17 protein-coding genes are annotated in these 23,438 nt (G+C 69.7%); 8 read left to right on the forward strand and 9 right to left on the reverse strand.

The window, feature by feature from the left end; all coding sequences use genetic code 11:
• Window positions 1-81: 81 nt before the first annotated feature.
• Window positions 82-1,311: a cysteine--1-D-myo-inosityl 2-amino-2-deoxy-alpha-D-glucopyranoside ligase gene (gene mshC, locus AB0M26_RS06845; protein ID WP_365255628.1), complete on the forward strand. Its 1,230-nt coding sequence runs from the start codon at window positions 82-84 to the stop codon at window positions 1,309-1,311.
• Window positions 1,312-1,401: 90 nt separating this feature from the next.
• Here the strand turns inward: mshC and AB0M26_RS06850 are convergent, their stop codons facing one another.
• From AB0M26_RS06850 to AB0M26_RS06875, 6 genes are all read right to left on the reverse strand, one after another.
• Entirely contained in the window at window positions 1,402-2,562 is a 1,161-nt protein-coding gene (locus AB0M26_RS06850; protein ID WP_365255631.1) for a PAC2 family protein, read from the reverse strand.
• Window positions 2,563-2,863: 301 nt separating this feature from the next.
• Window positions 2,864-3,544, reverse strand: coding sequence for an FCD domain-containing protein (locus tag AB0M26_RS06855; protein ID WP_365255634.1), 681 nt, complete (start codon window positions 3,542-3,544; stop codon window positions 2,864-2,866).
• A gap of 211 nt (window positions 3,545-3,755) precedes the next feature.
• The gene (locus AB0M26_RS06860; protein ID WP_365255637.1) at window positions 3,756-5,366 is read right to left on the reverse strand and encodes a glycerol-3-phosphate dehydrogenase/oxidase; all 1,611 of its coding nucleotides are present in this window, start codon (window positions 5,364-5,366) and stop codon (window positions 3,756-3,758) included.
• 3 nt (window positions 5,367-5,369) lie between these two features.
• Window positions 5,370-6,893: a glycerol kinase GlpK gene (gene glpK / locus AB0M26_RS06865; RefSeq protein WP_365255640.1), complete on the reverse strand. Its 1,524-nt coding sequence runs from the start codon at window positions 6,891-6,893 to the stop codon at window positions 5,370-5,372.
• Between the two features lie 43 nt (window positions 6,894-6,936).
• Window positions 6,937-7,719: an MIP/aquaporin family protein gene (locus AB0M26_RS06870; protein ID WP_365255643.1), complete on the reverse strand. Its 783-nt coding sequence runs from the start codon at window positions 7,717-7,719 to the stop codon at window positions 6,937-6,939.
• 475 nt (window positions 7,720-8,194) lie between these two features.
• On the reverse strand, window positions 8,195-8,959 hold the full coding sequence (locus AB0M26_RS06875) for an IclR family transcriptional regulator (protein WP_365255646.1): 765 nt from the start codon (window positions 8,957-8,959) through the stop codon (window positions 8,195-8,197).
• 243 nt (window positions 8,960-9,202) lie between these two features.
• Between AB0M26_RS06875 and metH the strand changes: the two genes are divergently transcribed.
• From metH to AB0M26_RS06890, 3 genes are all read left to right on the forward strand, one after another.
• The gene (metH, locus tag AB0M26_RS06880; protein ID WP_365255649.1) at window positions 9,203-12,712 is read left to right on the forward strand and encodes a methionine synthase; all 3,510 of its coding nucleotides are present in this window, start codon (window positions 9,203-9,205) and stop codon (window positions 12,710-12,712) included.
• 287 nt (window positions 12,713-12,999) lie between these two features.
• On the forward strand, window positions 13,000-13,704 hold the full coding sequence (locus tag AB0M26_RS06885; protein ID WP_365255653.1) for an HAD family phosphatase: 705 nt from the start codon (window positions 13,000-13,002) through the stop codon (window positions 13,702-13,704).
• 414 nt (window positions 13,705-14,118) lie between these two features.
• Window positions 14,119-15,723, forward strand: coding sequence for an ABC transporter substrate-binding protein (locus tag AB0M26_RS06890; RefSeq protein ID WP_365255656.1), 1,605 nt, complete (start codon window positions 14,119-14,121; stop codon window positions 15,721-15,723).
• A 99-nt stretch (window positions 15,724-15,822) separates the two neighbouring features.
• Here the strand turns inward: AB0M26_RS06890 and AB0M26_RS06895 are convergent, their stop codons facing one another.
• Window positions 15,823-16,494 carry a response regulator transcription factor gene (locus tag AB0M26_RS06895; RefSeq protein WP_365255659.1) on the reverse strand — a complete coding sequence of 224 codons (672 nt, stop codon included), beginning with the start codon at window positions 16,492-16,494 and terminating at the stop codon, window positions 15,823-15,825.
• 29 nt (window positions 16,495-16,523) lie between these two features.
• Window positions 16,524-17,528, reverse strand: a complete 1,005-nt coding sequence (locus tag AB0M26_RS06900) for a PD-(D/E)XK nuclease family protein (protein WP_365255881.1) — start codon at window positions 17,526-17,528, stop codon at window positions 16,524-16,526.
• Between the two features lie 361 nt (window positions 17,529-17,889).
• Between AB0M26_RS06900 and AB0M26_RS06905 the strand changes: the two genes are divergently transcribed.
• The 3 genes from AB0M26_RS06905 to AB0M26_RS06915 all read left to right on the forward strand — a co-directional run bounded on the left by AB0M26_RS06905 (window position 17,890) and on the right by AB0M26_RS06915 (window position 20,926).
• Window positions 17,890-19,086, forward strand: coding sequence for a site-2 protease family protein (locus tag AB0M26_RS06905; protein ID WP_365255662.1), 1,197 nt, complete (start codon window positions 17,890-17,892; stop codon window positions 19,084-19,086).
• A gap of 108 nt (window positions 19,087-19,194) precedes the next feature.
• Window positions 19,195-20,100 (forward strand): tRNA (adenine-N1)-methyltransferase, encoded by a 906-nt coding sequence (locus AB0M26_RS06910; RefSeq protein ID WP_365255665.1) that lies wholly within the window; start codon window positions 19,195-19,197, stop codon window positions 20,098-20,100.
• A 235-nt stretch (window positions 20,101-20,335) separates the two neighbouring features.
• On the forward strand, window positions 20,336-20,926 hold the full coding sequence (locus AB0M26_RS06915) for a hypothetical protein (protein ID WP_365255668.1): 591 nt from the start codon (window positions 20,336-20,338) through the stop codon (window positions 20,924-20,926).
• A 22-nt stretch (window positions 20,927-20,948) separates the two neighbouring features.
• On the opposite strand, the gene AB0M26_RS06920 is transcribed toward AB0M26_RS06915, so the two are convergent.
• A complete protein-coding gene (locus AB0M26_RS06920) occupies window positions 20,949-21,251 on the reverse strand; it encodes a ferredoxin (protein ID WP_365255671.1) in 303 nt (100 codons plus the stop codon).
• A gap of 242 nt (window positions 21,252-21,493) precedes the next feature.
• On the opposite strand from AB0M26_RS06920, the gene arc reads away from it, so the two are divergent.
• The gene (arc, locus tag AB0M26_RS06925) at window positions 21,494-23,260 is read left to right on the forward strand and encodes a proteasome ATPase (protein WP_365255674.1); all 1,767 of its coding nucleotides are present in this window, start codon (window positions 21,494-21,496) and stop codon (window positions 23,258-23,260) included.
• Window positions 23,261-23,438 lie beyond the last annotated feature (178 nt).

Consider the following 23,438-nt stretch of genomic DNA (forward strand, 5'->3'; position numbering starts at 1 on the left):
CGATGCGTGCAAGAGCGCCCATCCGGCCAAGCCCGCAGGTCCGGTTCGTGTGAGGATCGGACATCCGGTTACGCTCAAGGCATGCATGCCTGGCCCGCTTCTGAGGTTCCCGCCCTGCCCGGCAGTGGCCGCGACCTCCGGATCCACGACTCCGCGACCGGGAGCCCGATCACCCTCGACCCCGGTCCCGTCGCCCGCATCTACGTCTGCGGCATCACTCCGTACGACGCCACCCACCTGGGGCACGCGGCGACCTACAACGCGTTCGACCTTGTGCAGCGCGTGTGGCTCGACACGAAGCGGCAGGTTCACTACGTCCAGAACGTGACGGACGTCGACGATCCGCTCCTGGAGCGGGCCCAGCGGGACGGGGAGGACTGGACCGGGCTCGCCGAACGTGAGACCGCCCTGTTCCGTGAGGACATGACCGCCCTGCGGATTCTTCCGCCCCGGCACTACATCGGCGCGGTCGAGGCCATACCGGGCATCGTTCCGCTCGTCGAACGGCTCCGCGACTCCGGGGCCGCATACGAACTCGACGGCGACATCTACTTCTCCGTGGAGTCCGACCCGGGCTTCGGCACGGTCTCCGGGCTCGACGCCGAAACGATGCGGCAGCTCTCCGCCGAACGCGGCGGCGACCCGGAGCGCCCCGGCAAGAAGAACCCGCTCGACCCGATCCTGTGGATGGCCGCCCGTGACGGCGAACCGAGCTGGGACGGCGGCTCCCTCGGCCGCGGACGCCCCGGCTGGCACATCGAGTGCGTCGCCATCGCGCTCGACCACCTCGGTATGAGCTTCGACGTCCAGGGCGGCGGCTCCGATCTGGCCTTCCCGCACCATGAGATGGGCGCATCGCACGCCCAGGTCGTCACCGGCGAGTACCCGTTCGCGAAGGCGTACGTCCACGCCGGGATGGTCGCCCTCGACGGTCAGAAGATGTCCAAGTCCAAGGGCAATCTGGTCTTCGTGTCCGCACTGCGCCGCGACGGGGTCGACCCGGCCGCGATCCGGCTCGCCCTGCTGGCGCACCACTACCGCGACGACTGGGAGTGGACGGACACCGTGCTCGACACGGCGGTCGAGCGGCTCGCCCGCTGGCGCTCCGCGGTCTCGCGGCCCGACGGACCGCCGGCGGAAACCCTCCTGGAAGAGATCCGTGAGGCCCTCGCGAACGACCTCGACGCGCCGTCCGCGCTGGCGGCCGTCGACCGCTGGAGCGCGCTCCAGCAGTCGGAGGGCGGTACGGACGAGGGAGCGCCCGGACTCGTCTCGCGCGCCGTCGACGCACTGCTGGGAGTGGCTCTCTGACGCCCTGACACTTCCCGTACGGGGATAGGACTCGGGGCGCGCCTTCACCGAAGGAGCGCCCCGATCCGCTTGCCGTGAGCGGGACTTCGCCTACTCGTCCTCGGCGATCGGGCCCGAATCCGAACCGGATCCCGGGCCGGGGGAGTCCGCGGAGCCCGAGGAGTCGCTGGAGCGCGAGTCCGTGGAATCCTGGGAATCTCCGCCGTCCTGCTCCTCGCCCCGGGACGACGGCTTCGACGGCCGCGCACGCCCTGCGGAAGTGTCGCGGGGGGTGTCCCGCAGGTAGGAGGCCCCGTCGCGGCCCCCCTCGCGCGACTCCGGCGCCGCGCCGCTCTCGGTCGCATGGCCGCCCGGCTGCCCGGGACCGGCTCCCGGTCCGGCGCCCGGGGTCCCCGGTCCAGCGCCCGGCTGCCCGTCGCGCCGCCGCAGATAGCGCTCGAACTCGCGGGCGATGGCCTCGCCCGATGCCTCGGGAAGCTCCGCGGTGTCGCGCGCCTCCTCCAGCGACTGCACGTACTCGGCGACTTCGCTGTCCTCGGCGGCCAGTTGGTCCACGCCCAACTGCCAGGCCCGCGCGTCCTCGGGCAGCTCGCCGAGCGGGATGCGGATCCCGATCAGGTCCTCCAGGCGGTTGAGCAGCGCGAGCGTGGCCTTGGGATTCGGTGGCTGCGACACATAGTGCGGGACGGCGGCCCACAGGCTGACCGCGGGCACGCCCGCGTGCGTGCAGGCCTCCTGGAGGATGCCGACGATGCCGGTGGGGCCCTCGTACCGCGTCTCCTCCAGGTCCATCGTCCTGGCCAGGTCCGGGTCGGAGGTGACGCCGCTGACCGGGACGGGGCGGGTGTGCGGGGTGTCGCCGAGCAGCGCGCCCAGGATCACCACCATCTCCACGCCCAGTTCATGCGCGAAGCCGAGGATCTCGTTGCAGAAGGAGCGCCACCGCATGCTCGGCTCGATGCCTCTGACGAGCACGAGATCGCGGGGCTTGGAGCCCCCGATCCGGGCCACCGACAGCCGTGTGGTGGGCCAGGTGATCTTCCGGACCCCGCCTTCCAGGAAGACGGTGGGTCGGTTGACCTGGAAGTCGTAGTAGTCCTCCGCGTCCAGGGCGGCGAAGACCTCGCCCTTCCATTCCCGGTCCAAGTGCCCGACCGCGGTGGAGGCTGCGTCACCGGCGTCGTTCCAGCCTTCGAACGCGGCCACCATGACCGGGTCGATCAGCTCGGGAACCCCCTCGAGCTCGATCACCCAGCGCCTCCTTCCGACCGGCGGACGTCCGTGCGGATCGCCCCCGGTTGCCGATCCATTGCGTGCGTCCCCAGCCTACGGCCAGACCGGGGGCCCTCCGCAGCCCCCGCGCAGACGCGTCCATTGATTGATCCGAGCTGTAGCCTGCCCATTTCCGCCCCAACCCTGCACTCCGGGGGCTGTAACCGGCCATACATCGGACGACTGCCGGGACGTCCGATGTCTGCCTGGCCGGGGGGAGTCGCAAGAGGTGCCGCGGGCCGGCGAGCAGCGGCGTACGGGCTCCCCTGCAACACACGGCTCACACGGCTCCCATCGCCGAGCGGAGCCACTGCTCGGCGCCGGCGACATGCACAGCCGCCCACGAACGCGCTGCGTCGGCGTCGCGGTCGCGCAGGGCGGCCAGGATCGCGCGGTGCTCGTGCAGCGTCCTGCTCGCCGCCCCCGCACGGTCCGCCGCTCGCCAGATACGCGCCCGGATGGCCGGGCCCGACAGCCCCTCCAACAGTGAGCAGAGCACGGAGTTGGCCCCGGCCCGTACGATGCGCCGGTGGAACTCCAGGTCGCAGTCGGCCAGTTGCTCGACCGTGGGACTGGGGCCCAGCGCGTCCAACCGGGTTCCCAGCTCGTCGAGTTCGGCGACGCTGATCCGTGCGCTGGCCAGTGCGGTGGCCGCGGGTTCCAGGATCCGGCGGACGGCGAGGAACTCCAGGGCCGTCTCGTCGCGGTGGACGTCGACGACGAAGCTCACTGCCTCCAGCAGGAGTTGGGGCGCCAGACTGGTCACATACGTACCGTCGCCCTGGCGCACGTCCAGGACGCGGATGAGAGCGAGGGCGCGGACGGCCTCGCGCAGGGAGTTGCGCGACAGGCCCAGCTCCGCGGCCAGTTCGCTCTCCTTGGGAAGCCGGTCGCCGGGCCTCAGTGCACCGGAGACGATCATGCTTTTGATCTTCTCGATCGCCACATCGGTGACGGCCATGGCGTCCTCCCGCAGCAGACATCCGATGTCTGCCTCCCAGTATGGCGCGGTGGTCCCGGCCTCGTGCCGTTACCGGAGGATGGCGTTCCGGACCTGCGGTTTCGGTGACGGCCGGGGCGTGGCGGGCCGGGGCGCAACGCCGTAAGGGGCGGCCCCAAGGAGAGCCGCCCCTTACGCCTTCCTGTGCCTTCGGCCCGGACGGGCCGGACGATCAGCCGTCCTTGCGGTCCAGCAGGTCCTTCACCCGGGTCCGGACGTCCTCGCTGTCCAGACCTCGGATCGTCAGCGTCGTACGGCGCCGCAGCACATCGTCGACCGTCTCCGCCCACTCGTGGTCGCGGGCGTAGACCACCTGCGCCCAGATCTCCGGACCGTCGGGGTGGATCCGCTCGCCGAGCGCCGGGTCCTCGTTCACCAGCCGGGCGATGTCGAAGGACAACGAGCCGTAGTGCGTGGCGAGATGACGGGCGGTCAGCGGATCCATCCGCACGCCCGGTTCGCGGTCCACCAGCAGGCGGTGCGCCACGGCGTTGGGGTTGGCGATACCGGGCAGCGGCTGCCGGCGGACGAGGCTGGAGACCGGCTCCATGTCCTCGTTCAGCGGTGTCCCCGGCAGCTTGGCCAGCTTGTTCATCACCGTACGGCCGATGTGGCGGTACGTGGTCCACTTGCCGCCGGCGACCGACAGCATCCCACCGCTCCCCTCGGTCACGACCGTTTCGCGCTTGGCCTGTTCCACGCCGCCCGGACCGCCCGGAAGCACCCGCAGGCCCGCGAAGGCGTACGTCATCAGGCTGGGGTCGAGATGCTCGTCGCGCACCGAGAACGCGGCCTCGTCGAGGATCTGCTGGATGTCGGACCCGGTGGCGCGCACGTCGCCCGGGTCGCCCTCGTACACCTCGTCGGTGGTGCCCAGCAGGAGCTGGTCCTCCCACGGCAGGGCGAACGTGATGCGGTACTTGTCGATCGGCGTGGCCATGGCGGCCTTCCAGGGCGCCTTGCGCTTGAGCACGATGTGCGCGCCCTTGGAGAGCCGGATACTCGGGGCGGCGTTCTCGTCCTCGAGCTTCCGCAGGTGGTCCACCCACGGTCCGGTCGCGTTCAGCACCACGCGGGCGTCGACACCGAACTCGGTCCCGTCCAGGCGGTCCCTGAGCTCAGCGCCGCTGACCCGGCCGTGCAGGAAGCGCAGTCCGGTGACCTCCGCGTGGTTGAGGACGACGGCTCCGGACTCGACGGCCGCGCGGACCGTCATGACGGCCACACGCGAATCGTTCATCTGGTGGTCGTAGTAGACCGCGACGGCCTTGAGATTGTCCGTCCGCAGACCGGGGTTGTTCGCCTGGGCCTTGGCCGGGGATATGACCTTGCCGACCCCGTCGCCGAACGCGGAGAGCGCGGAGTAGGCGAACACGCCCGCGCCCAGCTTGGCCGCGCCGACCGGACCGCCCTTGTAGACGGGCAGGTAGAAGGTGAGCGGGTTGACCAGGTGCGGGGCCACGTCCTTCGCCAGCACCCGCCGCTCGTGGTGGTTCTCCGCCACCAGCTTGACCGCGCCGGTCTGCAGGTAGCGCAGACCGCCGTGGACGAGCTTGGAGGAGGCGGAGGAGGTGGCGCCGGCGAAGTCGCCGGCGTCCACCATCGCCACCCGCAGCCCGGACTGCGCGGCGTGCCAGGCCACCGAGGTGCCCAGGATGCCGCCACCGATGACCAGGAGGTCGTACGTGGCCCTCGCGAGCCGGTCCCGGGTCTCGGCACGGCCGGGGTTCTGGCCGGCAGCCGGGTGCGTCCCGAGGCTCGGGACGCTCTGCAGGGTGCTCATGTCTTACTCCTCGTCGTCGATCCAGCCCATGGTCCGCTCGACGGCCTTGAGCCAGTTCTTGTACTCGCGGTCGCGGGCATCCGCGTCCATCCGGGGGGTCCACTCCGCCGCCCGGCGCCAGTTGGCGCGCAGCGCGTCGGCGTCGGGCCAGAAGCCGACGGCCAGGCCGGCGGCGTAGGCAGCGCCGAGGCAGGTGGTCTCGGCCACCATCGGGCGCACCACGGGTGCGTCGAGGAAGTCGGCCATGGTCTGCATCAGCAGGTTGTTGGAGGTCATACCGCCATCGACCTTGAGAGCGGTCAGGTCGACACCGGAGTCCTTGCGCATCGCGTCGACGATCTCGCGGGTCTGCCAGGCCGTGGCCTCCAGCACGGCACGGGCGAGGTGCGCCTTGGTGACGTAGCGGGTGAGACCGGCGATGACACCGCGGGCGTCCGAGCGCCAGTAGGGGGCGAACAGGCCGGAGAAGGCCGGCACGAAGTACGCGCCGCCGCTGTCCTCCACCGAACTCGCCAGGGTCTCGATCTCGGCGGCGGTGCTGATCAGGCCCATCTGGTCGCGCATCCACTGCACCAGCGACCCGGTGACCGCAATGGAACCCTCCAGCGCGTACACCGGCTTCTCGTCGCCGATGCGGTAGCCCACCGTGGTCAGGAGCCCGCTGTAGGAGTTGATGACCTTGTCGGCCGTGTTCATCAGCAGGAACGTGCCGGTGCCGTACGTGGACTTGGCCTCGCCCTCGGAGAAACAGGTCTGGCCGAACAGCGCCGCCTGCTGGTCGCCGAGCGCCGAGGCGACGGGGACATCCTCCAGGACGCCCTTCGCCGTGCCGTAGACCTCGGCGGAGGAGCGGATCTCCGGCAGCACCGCGGCCGGGACACCCATCGAGTCCAGGATCTTGTCGTCCCACTGCATGGTGTGCAGGTTCATCAGCATGGTGCGGGAGGCGTTGGTGACGTCGGTGACGTGCACGCCGCCGTCGGTGCCACCCGTCAGATTCCAGATGACCCAGGAATCCATGGTGCCGAAGAGGATGTCCCCGGACTCGGCGCGCTCCCGCAGCCCCTCGACGTTGTCGAGCAGCCAGCGGATCTTCGGGCCCGCGAAGTAGGAGGCGAGGGGGAGCCCGGTCTCGCGGCGGAACCGGTCCTGGCCCACGTTGCGGCCGAGCTCCTTGCATAGGGCGTCGGTACGGGTGTCCTGCCAGACGAGTGCGTTGTGTGCCGGCTCTCCGGTGGCCTTGTCCCACAGGACGGTCGTCTCACGCTGGTTGGTGATGCCGATCGCCTGTATGTCGTTCCTGGTGAGACCGGCCTTGCTGAGGGCGCCGGCGACGACCTCCTGCACATTGGTCCAGATCTCGGCGGCGTCGTGCTCGACCCAGCCCGGCTTGGGGAAGATCTGCTCGTGCTCCTTCTGGTCGACCGAGACGATGCGGCCGTCCTTGTCGAACACGATGCAGCGGCTGGATGTGGTGCCCTGGTCGATGGCGGCGATGAAGGGACCCGCGGTGTGGGCGTCGGTCACGGTGTTCTCCTGGAGTGGTCGCGAAGGGTCGGTGTGCTCGGGCTCAGGCGAAGACGAGCTCGTAGACGAGGCCCGCGAGGGCGCCGCCGAGGAGCGGGCCGACGACCGGGATCCATGCGTAGCCCCAGTCGGAGCCGCCCTTGTTCGGCAGCCGCAGCAGGGCGTGCACGATGCGTGGGCCGAGGTCGCGCGCCGGGTTGATCGCGTAGCCCGTGGGGCCGCCGAGCGAGAGGCCGATGCCGACGACGGTCAGCGCGACGATGAGGATGCCGGTGCCTGAGACGGCCAGGCCCTTGGTGAGTCCCGTGGTGAGGATCAGGAGAACGAGGGTCGCGGTGCCGATGATCTCGGTGATCAGGTTCTGCGCCGGGTTCCGGATCTCCGGGCCGGTGGAGAAGACGCCGAGTACGGGGCCGGCGTGCGGCGCTTCGGCCTTGTCGACGAGGCCTTCCTCGTCCTTCCTGGCGACGATCTCGGGGTCGGTGAGATGGGCTTGGAACTGGCCGGCGTACGCGAGCCAGGCGAGGAAGGCGCCGAGCATCGCACCAGTCATCTGACCGGCGAAGTAGACCGGGACGTCGCCCCACTCGCCGCTGGTGATGGCGACGCCGAGGGTGACGGCGGGGTTGAGGTGCGCACCGGAGAGCGGGGCGGATATGTACGCGCCGGCGAGTACGGCGAAGCCCCACCCGAAGGTGATGGCGACCCAGCCGGCATTCAGCGCCTTCGAGCGCTTCAGGACAACGCCGGCGACCACGCCGGCACCGAGCAGGATGAGCACGGCGGTACCTATGGTCTCGCCGAGGAAGATGTCGGAGGTGGACACCAGCGACTCCTTGTCCTTCGTCCAGGGGAAGGCAGGCCAGCGGGGTCCCACCCGCGTGCCCGCGCCCTCGGGTGAGGGCGGTGACCGGTCCGCCGCCGCGGAACACCATAGCGAAGTTATCGGCTGCTGTTCGACAATGCCGACCGGCGAACGGCAGTTTTCTTCACCTCCCGTGCCGCGTCAATAGGGGTGCCACGGCAACTTCGATCCGTTGTCCAAGCGTGACCGCGAGAAGCGAAACGCCTGGTGGTGGAGCGTGGACGAGGATGGGCGGAGCGTTTGCTGGGCTGGCGCGGCAGGGGGTCCGCGCGCATCGGGGTGCCGGATCCGGGCGGGCCGGTGCATCTGGTGCGGACGGGCCGGGGGTGCGGGATCCGGGCGGGCCGGGTCTACCGAGGCGCCGGGACGAGGCCGAACCGAGGCGCCGGGAGGTCGAACCGAGGCGCCATTACGAGGCCTCCGACCCGTGCCTGCCTCAGAAGCGGCCGGCGCCGAGATCTCGCGAGACTGCACGGGCACAGTCGCGTACCGCCGCCACCAGGGACGAGCTCAGTACGCCGTTCTCGCAGACACGCTCCACGGCGCCCGTGACGGCGACCGCGCCCACCGGCATGCGCCGCCGGTCGTGGATGGGGGCCGCGACCGAGGCCACGCCCTCCCAGGTCTCCTCGACGTCGGAGGACCAGCCGCGGGCGCGGGTGAGGTCGAGAACGCCCTCGAAGTCCTCGAGGGCGGTGACCGTGCGGGCCGTGAAGGATTTGCGGGCGCCCTCGGCCGCCTCGCTGTGGGCGACGGGGTCGTAGGCCGAGAGGATCTTGCCCAGGGCCGTGCTGTGCAGCGGCTGCATGGCGCCGACCTCCAGCACCTGGCGGCTGTCGTCGGGCCGGAAGACGTGATGAACGATCAGGACGCCCTGCTGGTGCAGTACGCCCAGGTAGACGCTTTCGCCACTGGACCGGGCCAGGTCGTCCGTCCAGACCAGGGCCCGTGCCCTCAACTCGTGCACATCCAGATAGCTGTTGCCCAGTCGCAGCAGCTCGGCGCCGAGCTGATAGCGCCCCGAGGCGGGGTCCTGCTCGACGAATCCCTCCTGCTGAAGGGTGCGCAGTATTCCGTGCGCCGTGCCCTTGGCCAGCCCCAGTGCGGCCGCCACATCGGACAGTCCGAGCCTGCGCTCACCGCCGGCGAGCAGCCTCAGCATCGCAGCCGCTCGCTCGAGCGACTGGATCGTCCGGGCCATCGGGCAACCTCCTCCAACCACGGGGTTCGACAATGCTGAACAGTATCGGCCTTTGCCGACCTCGTGGTAGCACCGGGGTGTTGGTCCGGCACGGCGTCATCTCACCCGTACGGCCCGCACCGCCGGTGTCCGCCTCGTGGAATACCCCGAGCCCGGCACGTCGCCGACGGTTACCCTGGCGGCGTGCGCCCTCCCACCGGGGGGCGCAAAGCCGACAGCCGTCGCACTCCAGGGAGCGTCTCCATGGCCTCGTACGAGCCATCGTCCGCCGTCACCGACCGGGCCCGAGCACTACGGGAGGCGCTCGCCTCCCGCGTGGTCGTGGCCGATGGGGCCATGGGCACCATGCTCCAGGCACAGGAACCGAGCCTGGAGGACTTCCAGCAGCTCGAAGGCTGCAGCGAGATCCTGAGCGTCACCCGCCCCGACATCGTGCGCTCGGTGCACGACGAGTACTTCGCGGCGGGCGTCGACTGCGTGGGGACCAACACCTTCGGCGCCAACCACACGGCGCTCGGGGAGTACGACATCGCCGACCGGATCTTCGAACTCTCCGAATCCGGTGCGCGCCTCGCCCGTGAGTCCGCCGACTCCTTCACCGCCGATGACGGCCGCCGGCGCTGGGTGCTCGGCTCCATGGGCCCCGGCACCAAGCTGCCCACCCTCGGCCACGTCCCTTACATCACGCTGCGCGACGCCTACCAGCAGAACGCCGAGGGCCTGATCACCGGTGGCGCGGACGCCCTGCTGGTGGAGACCACGCAGGACCTCCTGCAGACCAAGTCGGCCGTTCTCGGCGCCCGCCGGGCCCTGGAGGCCCTAGGCGCCGACCTGCCGCTGATCTGTTCGGTGACCGTCGAGACCACCGGCACCATGCTGCTCGGCTCGGAGATCGGCGCGGCGCTTACCGCGCTCGAACCACTGGGCATCGACATGATCGGCCTCAACTGCGCAACCGGCCCGGCGGAGATGAGTGAGCATCTGCGCTACCTCTCGCGCCACTCGCGCGTCCCGCTGTCGTGCATGCCGAATGCGGGTCTGCCCGTTCTCGGCAAGGACGGCGCGCACTACCCGCTCACCGCCGGTGAACTGGCCGAGGCCCAGGAGACGTTCATCCGCGAGTACGGGCTCTCCCTCGTGGGCGGCTGCTGCGGTACGACCCCCGAGCACATGCGGCAGGTCGTCGAGCGCGTCCGTGAGCTGCAGCCCGCCGAGCGCAGCCCGCGCCCCGAGCCCGGCGCCGCCTCGCTCTACCAGACCGTCCCGTTCCGCCAGGACACCTCGTACCTGGCCATCGGTGAACGGACGAACGCCAACGGCAGCAAGAAGTTCCGTGAGGCGATGCTCGACGGCCGCTGGGACGACTGTGTCGAGATGGCCCGGGACCAGATCCGCGAGGGTGCCCATCTGCTCGACCTCTGCGTGGACTATGTGGGCCGCGACGGCGTCGCCGACATGCAGGAGCTGGCCGGCCGATTCGCCACCGCCTCCACCCTGCCGATCGTGCTCGACTCCACCGAGGTCGACGTGATCCGGGCGGGCCTGGAGAAGCTGGGCGGCCGCGCGGTGATCAACTCGGTCAACTACGAGGACGGGGACGGGCCGGACTCGCGGTTCGCCCGTGTCACCCGGCTCGCCGTCGAGCACGGCGCCGCCCTGATGGCGCTGACCATCGACGAGGAGGGCCAGGCCCGTACGGCGGAGAAGAAGGTCGAGATCGCCGAGCGGATCATCGCCGACCTGACCGGCAATTGGGGCATCCGCGAGTCCGACATCCTCATCGACTGCCTGACGTTCACGATCTGCACCGGCCAGGAGGAGTCCCGCAAGGACGGCGTGAACACCATCGAGGCGATCCGCGAGCTCAAGCGCCGCCACCCGGACGTCCAGACGACACTTGGCCTTTCCAACATCTCGTTCGGTCTCAGCCCGGCCGCCCGCATCGTGCTCAACTCCGTCTTCCTGGATGAGTGCGTGAAGGCCGGTCTGGACTCGGCCATCGTGCACGCCTCCAAGATCCTGCCCATCGCGCGGCTCGACGAGGAGCAGGTCAAGGTCGCCCTCGACCTGGTCCACGACCGGCGCAGCGAGGGCTACGACCCGCTCCAGAAGCTGCTGGAGCTCTTCGAGGGCGTCGACACCAAGTCCATGAAGGCCGGCAGGGCCGAGGAACTGGCCGCTCTCCCGCTGGAGGAGCGCCTGCAGCGGCGGATCATCGACGGTGAGCGCAACGGCCTGGAGGCCGACCTCGACGAGGCGCTGGAGAGTCGTCCCGCACTGGAGATCGTCAACGAGACGCTGCTGGCCGGCATGAAGGTCGTCGGCGAGCTCTTCGGCTCCGGCCAGATGCAGTTGCCGTTCGTCCTCCAGTCGGCCGAGGTCATGAAGAGCGCGGTCGCCTACCTCGAACCGCACATGGAGAAGTCCGACGACGAGGGCAAGGGCACGATCGTGCTCGCCACGGTGCGCGGGGACGTCCACGACATCGGCAAGAACCTCGTCGACATCATCCTGTCCAACAACGGCTACAACGTCGTGAACCTGGGCATCAAGCAGCCGGTTTCGGCCATCGTCGAGGCCGCTGAGGAGCACCGCGCGGATGTGATCGGCATGTCCGGCCTGCTGGTGAAGTCCACTGTGATCATGAAGGAGAACCTGGAGGAGCTGAACCAGCGCAAGCTGGCCGCCGACTTCCCGGTGATCCTCGGCGGCGCCGCCCTCACCCGGGCGTATGTCGAGCAGGACCTGCACGAGATCTACGAGGGCGAGGTCCGTTACGCCCGCGACGCCTTCGAGGGCCTGCGCCTGATGGACGCCCTCATCGCGGTCAAGCGCGGCGTGCCCGGCGCGACCCTGCCCGAGCTCAAGCAGCGCCGGGTGCCCAAGCGCGACCTCCAGGTCAGTGAACCCGACCCGGACGAGGGTGCCGTACGGTCCGATGTGGCCACCGACAACCCCGTCCCGGAGCCGCCGTTCTGGGGCACCAAGGTCGTCAAGGGCATCCAGGTCGCTGACTACGCGTCGTGGCTGGACGAGGGCGCGCTGTTCAAGGGCCAGTGGGGCCTGAAGCAGGCCCGTACCGGCGACGGGCCCTCGTACGAGGAGCTGGTGGAACGCGAGGGCCGGCCCCGGCTGCGCGGCTGGCTGGACAAGCTGCACACCGGGAATCTGCTGGAGGCGGCCACCGTCTACGGGTACTTCCCCTGTCACTCCAAGGGCGACGACTTGATCCTGCTGAACGAGGACGGCTCGGAGCGGACCCGCTTCACCTTCCCGCGCCAGCGCCGCGGCCGCAGGCTGTGTCTGGCCGACTTCTTCCGGCCGGAGGAGTCCGGGGAGACCGATGTGGTCGGCCTGCAGGTCGTCACCGTGGGGTCGAAGATCGGTGAGGCCACCGCCGAGCTGTTCGCCGCCGACTCCTACCGCGACTACCTCGAGCTGCACGGCCTCTCGGTGCAGCTCGCCGAGGCCCTGGCCGAGTACTGGCACGCCCGGGTCCGCGGTGAGCTGGGCTTCTCGGGTGAGGACCCGGAGGCCATGGAGGACATGTTCGCGCTGAAGTACCGCGGCGCGCGGTTCTCCCTGGGCTACGGCGCCTGTCCCGACCTGGAGGACCGGGCGAAGATCGCGGAACTCCTCGAGCCCGAGCGGATCGGGGTGCAGCTCTCCGAGGAGTTCCAGCTCCACCCGGAGCAGTCCACGGACGCGATCGTGATCCACCACCCGGAGGCGAAGTACTTCAACGCCCGCTGAGGCGGCGATCCCGGCCCGGGGCGGGCGCCGGCGTGCTGAGTGCCGGGCCGGTGCCGACCCGGCCCCTGGGCGGTCCTGTCCGGCCCCTCGGGGCCCTTCCGCCGGTTGCCGGGGCTTCACCGCCGCCCACCGGGAAGCGCCGTCATGACCCGCCGTGGAGGAAAGAACGCTCAGTTGTCAGGATCGTCGTACAATGGTCGGTCCGGTACAGGCCGGTCGGCGCCCTTCCGGGGGCGGCGGCCGGCCGATTTGTCCCTCCGGGGGCAGTCACGAGGAGAGGAGCACGGATGACCAGCATCATCCCCGCACTCGACGACACGCGGCCGGCCGAGGGCTCGGCCCTGCAAGCCGTGCTCCTCGACATGGACGGCACTCTCGTGGACACGGAGGGTTTCTGGTGGGAGGCCGAAGTCGAGATCTTCGCCGAGCTCGGCCATGAGCTCGCCGAGGAGCACCGGGAGGTGGTGGTCGGCGGCCCCATGACGCGCAGTGCGTCCTATCTGATCCAGGCCACCGGCGCGGACATCACCCTGCCGGACCTGTCGACGCTGCTCAATGCACGGTTCGAGGAACTGGTGGACCGGGGCGTGCCCCTGATGCCCGGTGCCGACCGCCTCCTGGCCGAGCTCGCCGCCCACAACATCCCGGCCGCCCTGGTCTCCGCCTCGCACCGGCGGATCATCGACCGGGTGCTCAAGTCGGTCGGTCCCGACCACTTCGCCCTCACCGTCGCCGGGGACGAGGTGGTGCGTACGAAGCCGCACCCGGACCCGTATCTGCTGGCCGCGGCAGGGCTCGGCGCGGACCCTGCGCGGTGCGCCGTCGTGGAGGACACGGCGACCGGTGTGGCGGCGGCGGAGGCGGCGGGCTGCCGGGTGGTGGCCGTGCCGTCCGTGGTGCCGATCGAGCCCGCCGAAGGTCGTGTCGTCGTCCCCTCGCTCGAGGACGTGACCCTGCCCTTCCTGCAGAGGCTCGTCGCCGGAGTGCGCTGAGCCTGGGGCGGTGATCCGCGCAGGAACGCGGGGCGAGCCGCGACGCCCGGCGCAAAGCGCCATGATCACCGCGATGGAGAAAGACCCCCTAGGGTTCGAAGTCGATGCGTGACGTTTATCACATGCCGTCCCGTCGACAGTATTGCGGGGATCTGCTTGCAACGGGCCCCAAGGGTCTGAGCGCGCACCCATAAGTCCCGGTTGGTTACTTCATGGGCGATTCGCTCTACGCTCGGGGCGAGGGGCCGCTGGCGCCCGTTATCGATGCGTGATATTGCCTCAACTTCGTTGTGTTCCGGCCTGTCTGGCGCCGCGGACTAATCTCGTCGCCAGAACCTTTGACGCATCCCTGTGGCCGGCAGCCCCACGTCGGTATGGTCCGGGGATCGACGCTTCCGCAGGAGACCGCCGACGATGAATCGCAAGACCTTGGTGATGCCGGCCGTGCTGGGTCTGCTGGCTCCCGTTCTCGCAGCATGCGGCGGTTCGGACGAGGCGAGCGGGGACGACAAACCCATCGTCATCGGCACCACGGACGCCTTCGTGAGCACCTCGGACTACCCGGCTCCCTTCGACCCGGCCCTCGCCTACGAAGCGGGCGCGTGGAACATCCTGCGCAACACCTTCCAGACGCTGATGGCGCTGCCCCGCTCGGGCGGCGACCCGGCGCCGGAGGCGGCAGAGAAGTGCGGCTTCTCCGACCAGAAGAACGAGTCGTACCGCTGCACGCTGCGCGGCGGCATGAAGTTCGCCAACGGCAACGACCTCAGCTCCGAGGACGTGAAGTTCTCCATCGAGCGCACCCTGTCGATCAAGAACCCGAACGGCCCGGTCTCCCTGCTCTCCAACATCGACACCGTCGAGACCCCGAGCGAGACCGAGGTCGTCTTCCATCTCAAGTCCCCGGACGCGACATTCCCGCACAAGCTGGCCACCCCGGCCGCGGCGATCGTCGACAAGGACTCGTACGACGGGACGAAGCTGCGGGAAGGATTCGCGGTCGACGGCTCCGGCCCGTACACCATCGAGACCGAGCAACAGAAGGACGAGGTCGTCTCGGCCGTCTTCAATCGGAACCCCAACTACCAGGGGAGTCTCAAGCCGAAGAACGACAAGGTCGAGATGCGCTTCTACCCCGACTCGGGCGCCATGGAGAAGGCCCTCCAGAAGGGCGAGATCGACCTGATGACGCGCACCATGTCGCCGGAGCAGGTCGACCGGCTGGAGCGCGGCGGCTCGGAGAAGATCGAGCTCAAGGAGATGCCGGGCCAGGAGATCCGCTATCTGGCCTTCAACACCGACGACCCGATCGCGGGCAAGAAGGCCGTACGTCAGGCCATCGCCCAGGTGGTGGACCGCCAGGCACTGGTCCGCGATGTGTACGAGCGCACCGCCGAGCCGCTCTACTCTATCGTCCCGTCGAGCGTCGGTTCGCACGTCAACTCGTTCTTCAACAGGTACGGCGACCCGGACGTGACCGAGGCGCGCAAGACGCTGCGCGCGGGCGGGATCGACACCCCGGTGCGGCTCAAGCTCACCTACACCACCGACCACTACGGCTCCGCCACGGCCAAGGAGTTCAAGGCGCTCCAGGCGCAGCTCAACCGCAGCGGTCTGTTCGACGTGTCGATCAAGGGCGTGCCGTGGAAGAAGTTCCGCCCGGCCCAGTCCAACCGGGAGTACGCGGCCTACGGCATGGGCTGGTTCCCCGATTTCCCGGACCCGGACAACTTCATCGACCCGTTCTTCGCCAAGGACAATTTCCTCAACAGCCCATACCGCAACGACACGATCCGCACCCAGCTGATTCCTCAGACGCGGCAGCAGGCCCAGCGGACCGCGGCGGCCGAGGACTTCGAGAAGGCGCAGGACATCGTGGCCGATGACGTGCCCGTCCTGCCGCTGTGGCAGGGCAAGCAGTACGTGGCGGCGCGCGACGACATCACGGGCGTCGAGTGGGCGCTCAACTCCTCGTCGGTCCTTCAGCTCTGGGAGCTGGGCCGGGGGATCTCCGCCTGACGCAGGGCGGTACGGCTTCGGTACCCAACGCGCCCCCGGAGGGCTCTGCCGGGGGCGCGTACCGCCTCTGTCCAACACGCCCGGTCGGCGGGACGGGACTCACTGCGCGCCGGGGCGCACCAGACCGCTCTCGTACGCGTAGACCGCGGCCTGCACCCGGTCGCGCAGGCCCAGCTTCGTCAGGACGTGCCCGACGTGGGTCTTCACGGTGGTCTCGCTCACGAACAGCTCAGCGGCGATCTCCGCGTTCGACAGCCCGCGCGCGACCAGCTTGAGCACCTCCACCTCGCGCTCGGTGAGGGTGTTGAGGGTGTCGGGTACCGGCTCGTCACCGGAGGGCAGTTGTCCTGCGTACTTGTCGAGGAGCCGCCGTGTGATGCTCGGGGCCAGCATCGCCTCGCCCGCCGCCACCACCCGGATCGCCTGCACCAGCTCCTGGGCGGGGGCGTCCTTGAGCAGAAAGCCGCTGGCCCCGGCCCGCAGCGCCTCGACCACGTATTCGTCGAGGTCGAAGGTGGTCAGCACCAGCACCTTCGCGGGGCCGTCCCGCCCGGGGCCGGTGATCTGACGGGTGGCCTCCACGCCGTCCATGCGCGGCATCCGGATGTCCATCAGCACCACGTCGGGCTGCAGGGCCCGCACCTGGTCCAGCGCCTGCAGGCCGTCGCCGGCCTCACCGACGACGGCGAGGTCCTGCTCGGCCTCCAGGATCATCCGGAAGCCGGTGCGCAGCAGCGGCTGGTCGTCGACCAGGAGAACGCGGATCGCCACAGGGCACCTCGTATTCGTCGGCGGTTCGGCTAGGCCTGCCCCATTCTGCCCTGCACCGGAATCACGGGTAGCGGGTAGGGCGGGGGAGTGCCACCGAACTCCGGGCAGAGGGCCTGGTGGTCGCACCAGTCGCACAGTCTGCTCGGCCGGGGCCGCCAGTCGCCGGTCTCGGTCGCGCGCTTGATCGCCTCCCACAGGGCGTGCAGCTTGCGCTCGACGGCCCGCAGGTCGTCCTCCACCGGGTCATAGGTCAGCACATCGCCACTGCCGAGGTAGACGAGCTGGAGCCGGCGGGGGAGCGTCCCGCGCAGCCGCCACAGCACCAGTGCGTAGAACTTCATCTGGAACAGCGGACCGGAGGCGTATTCGGGGCGGGGCGCCTTGCCCGTCTTGTAGTCGACGATCCGTATGTCCCCGGTCGGTGCCACGTCGACCCGATCGATGATGCCGCGCAGGGTCAGCCCGGACTCCAGCTCCGTCTCGACGTACAGCTCGCGCTCGGCGGGCTCCAGACGCGTCGGATCCTCCAGCGCGAACCACCGCTCCACGAGGCGCTCGGCCTCGCGCAGCCACTGCGCGAGACGGTCCGCCGGGCTCGGGGCCGTACCGCCTGCGACGGCGGCTGTGCCCCCGGCCCCATCGGTTTCACCGGCCTCCTCGGTCCCGGCTTCCTGGGACCCACCGCTCCCGGCTTCCTGGGATCCACCGGCCCCCGCCGCCGTGGAGGCCCCCATGTCGCCGGCTCCGGCCCGGCCGCCGCGCCGGCGCCCCTCCCCGTCCCCTTCCCGTTCCCGTTCCCCGTCCGCCGGATCCGCGTCGGAGAAGAGGTCCGCCAGCTCCGGGCGCGCCTCCAGCAGGCGCTCCCACTCGCCCGCGACCATCGACCGGGCCCGCTGCGCCGTACGCTCCACCGCGGGATCGTCGAAAAGCCGCTCCAGCACCGCATGCACCAGCGTGCCGCGCGTCGCCGCCTCACTCGGCTTCTCCGGGATCCTGTCGATAACCCGGAACCGGTACAGCAGCGGGCAGGTCATGAAGTCCGAGGCGCGCGACGGCGACAGCGACGGGGGCCGCTCCCCTCGCGGATCCTCGCCTCCGGGCTCCTCGCCGGGCTTGACGACCCCGGGCTCCACGGCTGCGGGGTCCCCGCCGGGAGTCACGACGGCCGCCCCCCGGCCGCGGGCCTCCTCGCCGGAAGGCTCCGCGCCGTGCGTATCGGTACTGGTTCCCATGGCTCACGACCCTATGACCCGTCACTGACATCAAGCCGCATACCATCGACGTCAGAAGCACTCGCACTGCACGATCGTGGGATCGCACGAAGCCGACGCGCGGCGGTGTCAGGGTGCCTGGGCCTGAACGGGCGGTTTATCACACGAGGGGACACCTGACACCGTGGACGAGAGCGGCGAGAGCGGGAAGCCGCAGCGCCCCCGCGAGAGCGGCGGCGGTCTCCTGATGGGCCGGCCCTTCGGCGTGCCGGTCTACGTCGCCCCGAGCTGGTTCCTGGTCGCAGCCCTGATCACCTGGGTGTTCGGCGAGCAACTCGAGCGCGTCCTGCCCCAACTCGGCGGTCTGCGCTACCTCGTCTCGCTCTTCTTCGCGGTCGCCTTCTACGGTTCCGTGCTCGTCCACGAACTGGCCCACACCGTCGCCGCGCTCCACTTCAAGCTGCCGGTGCGCCGTATCCAGCTCCAGTTCTTCGGCGGTGTTTCGGAGATCGAGAAGGAGTCCGAGACCCCGGGCCGGGAGTTCGTCCTCGCCTTCGTCGGACCGCTGCTCTCCCTCGTCCTCTCCGGTGTGTTCTACGCCGCCATGCAGTCCGTCGAGCCCGGCACCGTCCCCGGTGTGCTGCTCGCGGGCCTGATGATCTCCAACCTGATCGTGGCCGTGTTCAACCTGCTGCCGGGACTGCCGCTCGACGGCGGCAGGATGCTGCGTGCCGTGGTCTGGAAGATCAGCGGCAAGCCCATGACAGGAACCATCGCCGCCGCCTGGACGGGCCGCGCTCTCGCCGTCACCGTCCTGATCGGACTGCCCCTGGTCACCCAGACGGGGCTGCTGGGCAGAAACACCGAGGACATCAGCGGCGTCGACACCATCACCGACGCGCTGCTGGCCGCCATCCTCGCCGCGATCATCTGGACGGGCGCCGGCAACAGCCTGCGTATGGCCCGTCTCCGCGAGCACCTGCCCGACCTCCGGGCGCGGGCGCTGACCCGGCGCGCCGTACCCGTCCAGTCCGACACCCCGCTCTCCGAGGCTCTGCGCCGGGCGAACGAGGCGGGCGCCCGCGCCCTCGTCGTCGTCGACGGCCTGGGCCGGCCGACCGCGGTCGTCCGCGAGGCGGCAATCGCTGGAGTCCCCGAGCACCGGCGCCCCTGGGTCGCCGTCAGCGGCCTCGCCCAGGAGCTCAAGCCCGGCATGCGCGTCTCCGCGGAACTGTCGGGCGAGGAGCTCCTCGACACCCTCCGCGCCACCCCCGCGACGGAGTACCTGGTCCTGGAGGAGACGGGCGAGATCTACGGGGTGCTGTCCACCGCCGATGTCGAGCGGGCCTTCGTCGCGGCGATGGCACGACCCTCCTCGTAACGCGGCCCCGCCCTCCGTCCTCGGTCCCCGCCCTCGACCCGCGGCCTCGCGTGCGCGGGCGGGCACCGTGCGTACGGGAGCCACCGACCCGCCCGGTACCCTGGTCGCATGTCCGAACCGACCGGTGCCGCCCGCCGTCGCGGGCCCTTCCAGGTCGGGGACCAGGTCCAGCTCACCGACCCCAAGGGACGCCACTACACCTTCACGCTCGAGGCAGGGAAGAGCTTCCACACCCACAAGGGCGCCTTCCCGCACGACGAGCTGATCGGTGCTCCCGAGGGCAGTGTTGTCCGTACCACGGGGAACGTCGCCTACCTCGCGCTGCGTCCCCTGCTCCCCGACTACGTCCTGTCCATGCCGCGCGGCGCTGCCGTGGTCTACCCCAAGGACGCGGGTCAGATCCTGGCGATGGCCGACATCTTCCCCGGCGCGCGCGTCGTCGAGGCGGGGGTGGGCTCGGGCTCGCTCAGCATGTTCCTGCTGCGAGCCGTGGGCGACCGGGGGATGCTCCACTCGTACGAGCGCCGGGCCGACTTCGCCGAGATCGCCGCCGACAACGTCCGCCGCTACTTCGGCGGCGAGCACCCCGCGTGGCAGCTCACCGTCGGCGACCTCCAGGACAACCTCTCGGACACCGACGTCGACCGCGTCATCCTCGACATGCTCGCGCCGTGGGAGTGCCTGGAGGCCGTCTCCAAGGCGCTGGTCCCCGGCGGCATCCTCTGCGCGTACGTGGCCACCACGACCCAGCTCGCGCGCACGGTCGAGGAGATCCGCGAGCACGGCACCTTCAACGAGCCGACCGCGTGGGAGACCATGGTCCGCACGTGGCACGTCGAGGGCCTGGCCGTACGCCCCGACCACCGGATGATCGGCCACACCGGATTCCTGCTGACCGCCCGCCGCCTCGCCGACGGCGTCGAGCCGCCACTGCGCCGCCGCCGTCCCGCCAAGGGCGCGTACGGCGAGGACTACACGGGGCCGGGCAGCGGCAGCGGCTCCCGGGCCGACTGAGCCGTCCCGCCGCCCGCGGTGGGCCGCACCGCTCGCTGCGCGCGCTCCGCTGATCCATCCTCGATACGCACCACAACACCCAAGCGCCGCCGCCGACTTCCCGCCCGGGGGGTCGACGGCGGCGCTGTGCGTACGGGGACAGTATGGGCGGGCACCCGGGCGTTCCGGCCCGGTGTGAGATGTGGCACCATGCTGGCCACCCCAGTCGCCTCAGCTTTCACAGGAGACAACCCGCGTGCAGCCCTCTGCAGGCCAGGACCTCCCGCACACCCGCACCCGCCCGGTGCACTGGATCGCCACCGCCGCGGCACTCGCCGCCATCGTGGGCGGCTCGGCGCTCCTGCAGCCCGCCGGCGCCGTCGCCACGTCGAAGGCCGGTGCTTCGGCCCCGTCCCGGACTGCCGAACCGCTGCCCAGGGGCGGACCCGACCCGGAGAAAGCGGACTATCCTGTCGACTGCGGTCCGGAGAAGGTGCAAGTTGTGCGCCACGGCTCGGGCGATCTGGACGGCGACGGGCGCGCGGAGACGGTCGCCGTCGTGCGCTGCAAGGCCGGCTTCGGCACCCCGCCCAACGGCATCTACGTGCTGGCCCACCCGTCCTCGGGCAAGGGCGCACCGCGGATCGTGGAGACCTTCCTCGACCCGAAGGAAGGCATGAACGTCTCGGCATTCGCCGTCCGCGGCCGTACGGTCTCGGCGACCCTGCTCGGCTACTCGTCGGAGGACGTGCCGAGGTGCTGTCCGGATCAGCAGCGAAGGGTCGAATGGCGGTGGCGCAAGGGGAAGTTCAGGCTCAGTGCCCTTCCCGTGGCGGAGAGTGTCTGACCCGTCACTCGGGGTCGCTTCGTCATTCGGCGTCTGGGCCGTAGACTTCAACCTTGTCCGAAATCCGACGTACATGAATACAGTCGCCGGGACACTCCTTTGCGGAGTCGACGACGTCCTGGAGCAGCGGTAGCGGGACGGGGGTTGTGGCTCCGGGCTCCGAGAGGAGTTCGTCCTCTTCACCCTCCGCGGCCGGTCCCTTTACATAGGCCAGGCCGTCGATGTCGAGCTCGAAGACCTCGGGCGCGTACTGCGCGCAGATACCGTCACCGGTGCACAGGTCCTGGTCGATCCACACTTCCAGCGCCTCGTTCTGTGCGGACATCTCCCCTGCCGTTCCCTGCCTACGCGGACCAATTGAAGCCAACCCTGACGGGTGTTGACCGACTCGACGATACAACCGCTCGCTTTCGGATGTTGTTGGGTGGGTAAGCCCCTGGCGTGGGGACGTACGCAAGGGTGAAGATCAGACACACCCCGACCGTCTTTGTGATCTAGGGGTTTCAACCCGCACCTGCACAGGTAGGGTCAGGAAGCGTCCAGCTCCCCTTGGAGGAGGTGAGGACCGTGGCAGCCCACGACGACGACATCAACCGCGGCATCCGGCCCGGACGTGGTCCAGAGGACCCGGCGGGACAGGTTGCCTATCTCGAGCAGGAGATCGCCGTCCTGCGGCGCAAGCTCGCCGACTCTCCGCGGCACACGAGGATTCTCGAAGAGCGGATCGTCGAGCTGCAGACCAATCTGGCCGGTGTCTCGGCGCAGAACGAGCGACTCGCCAACACGCTGCGTGAGGCGCGGGACCAGATCGTGGCCCTCAAGGAGGAAGTCGACCGGCTCGCCCAGCCGCCGGCCGGCTTCGGGGTATTCCTGCAGGCGAACGAGGACGGCACGGCCGACATTTTCACGGGAGGCCGGAAGCTCCGCGTGAATGTCAGCCCGAGCGTCGAGCTCGACGAGCTCCAGCGCGGCCAGGAAGTGATGCTCAACGAGGCGCTCAACGTGGTCGAGGCCATGGAGTTCGAGCGCTCCGGGGACATCGTCACCCTCAAGGAGATCCTCGAGGACGGCGAGCGCGCCCTGGTGCTGGGCCACACCGACGAGGAGAAGGTGGTGCGGCTCGCCGAGCCGCTGCTGGACGCCACGATCCGGCCCGGTGACGCCCTGCTGCTCGAGCCCCGTTCCGGCTACGTCTACGAGGTCGTGCCCAAGAGCGAGGTCGAGGAGCTCGTCCTCGAAGAGGTCCCGGACATCGACTACGACCGGATCGGCGGCCTGGGGAACCAGATCGAATTGATCAGGGACGCGGTCGAGCTGCCGTACCTCTACCCCGACCTGTTCAAGGAGCACGAACTGCGGCCGCCCAAGGGCGTACTGCTCTACGGCCCGCCCGGCTGCGGTAAGACGCTGATCGCGAAGGCGGTCGCCAACTCCCTTGCCAAGAAGGTCGCCGAGGTGACCGGGCAGCCCGCCGGCAAGAGCTACTTCCTGAACATCAAGGGCCCCGAGCTCCTCAACAAGTACGTGGGCGAGACCGAGCGCCACATCCGCCTGGTCTTCCAGCGGGCTCGTGAGAAGGCGAGCGAGGGCACCCCCGTGATCGTCTTCTTCGACGAGATGGAGTCGCTCTTCCGCACCCGTGGCTCCGGCGTCAGCTCGGACGTGGAGAACACCATCGTTCCGCAGCTCCTGGCGGAGATCGACGGCGTCGAGGGCCTGGAGAACGTGATCGTCATCGGCGCCTCGAACCGCGAGGACATGATCGACCCGGCGATCCTGCGGCCCGGCCGTCTCGATGTGAAGATCAAGATCGAGCGTCCGGACGCGGAGGCGGCCAAGGACATCTTCGCCAAGTACATGGTGCCGACACTTCCGCTGCATGCCGACGACCTGTCGGAGCACAACGGCTCCAAGGAAGCCGCGGTCGACGGGATGATTCAGTCCGTCGTCGAGCAGATGTATGCGGAATCCGAGGAGAACCGCTTCCTCGAGGTCACCTACGCGAATGGCGACAAGGAAGTTCTGTATTTCAAGGACTTCAATTCCGGCGCCATGATCCAGAATATTGTGGACCGGGCGAAGAAGATGGCCATCAAGGCATTCCTGGACCACAATCAGAAGGGTCTGCGGGTCTCCCATCTGCTCGCCGCATGCGTGGACGAGTTCAAGGAGAACGAGGACCTGCCGAACACCACGAACCCGGACGACTGGGCCCGGATCTCCGGAAAGAAGGGCGAGCGGATCGTGTTCATCCGCACCCTTGTCACCGGAAAGCAGGGCGCGGACACCGGCCGGTCCATCGACACGGTGGCAAACACCGGCCAGTACCTGTAAATGGCAGTCCGGCTGCGGACGTCCCCGGCCAGGGACGTCCGCAGCCGGGTGCGTTTTCGGTGAGAATGATCTCCCAGCCACCGCATTGCCGTTCTAGGCTCTTCGGTACCGCCGAGTCTCGGCGCAGTGCGGGGTCGGGCGCACCGCACACGCATCGAGAAGAAGCGGTACTTGAGCG

Source organism: Streptomyces sp. NPDC051776, from assembly GCF_040681345.1.
Lineage (GTDB): Bacteria > Actinomycetota > Actinomycetes > Streptomycetales > Streptomycetaceae > Streptomyces.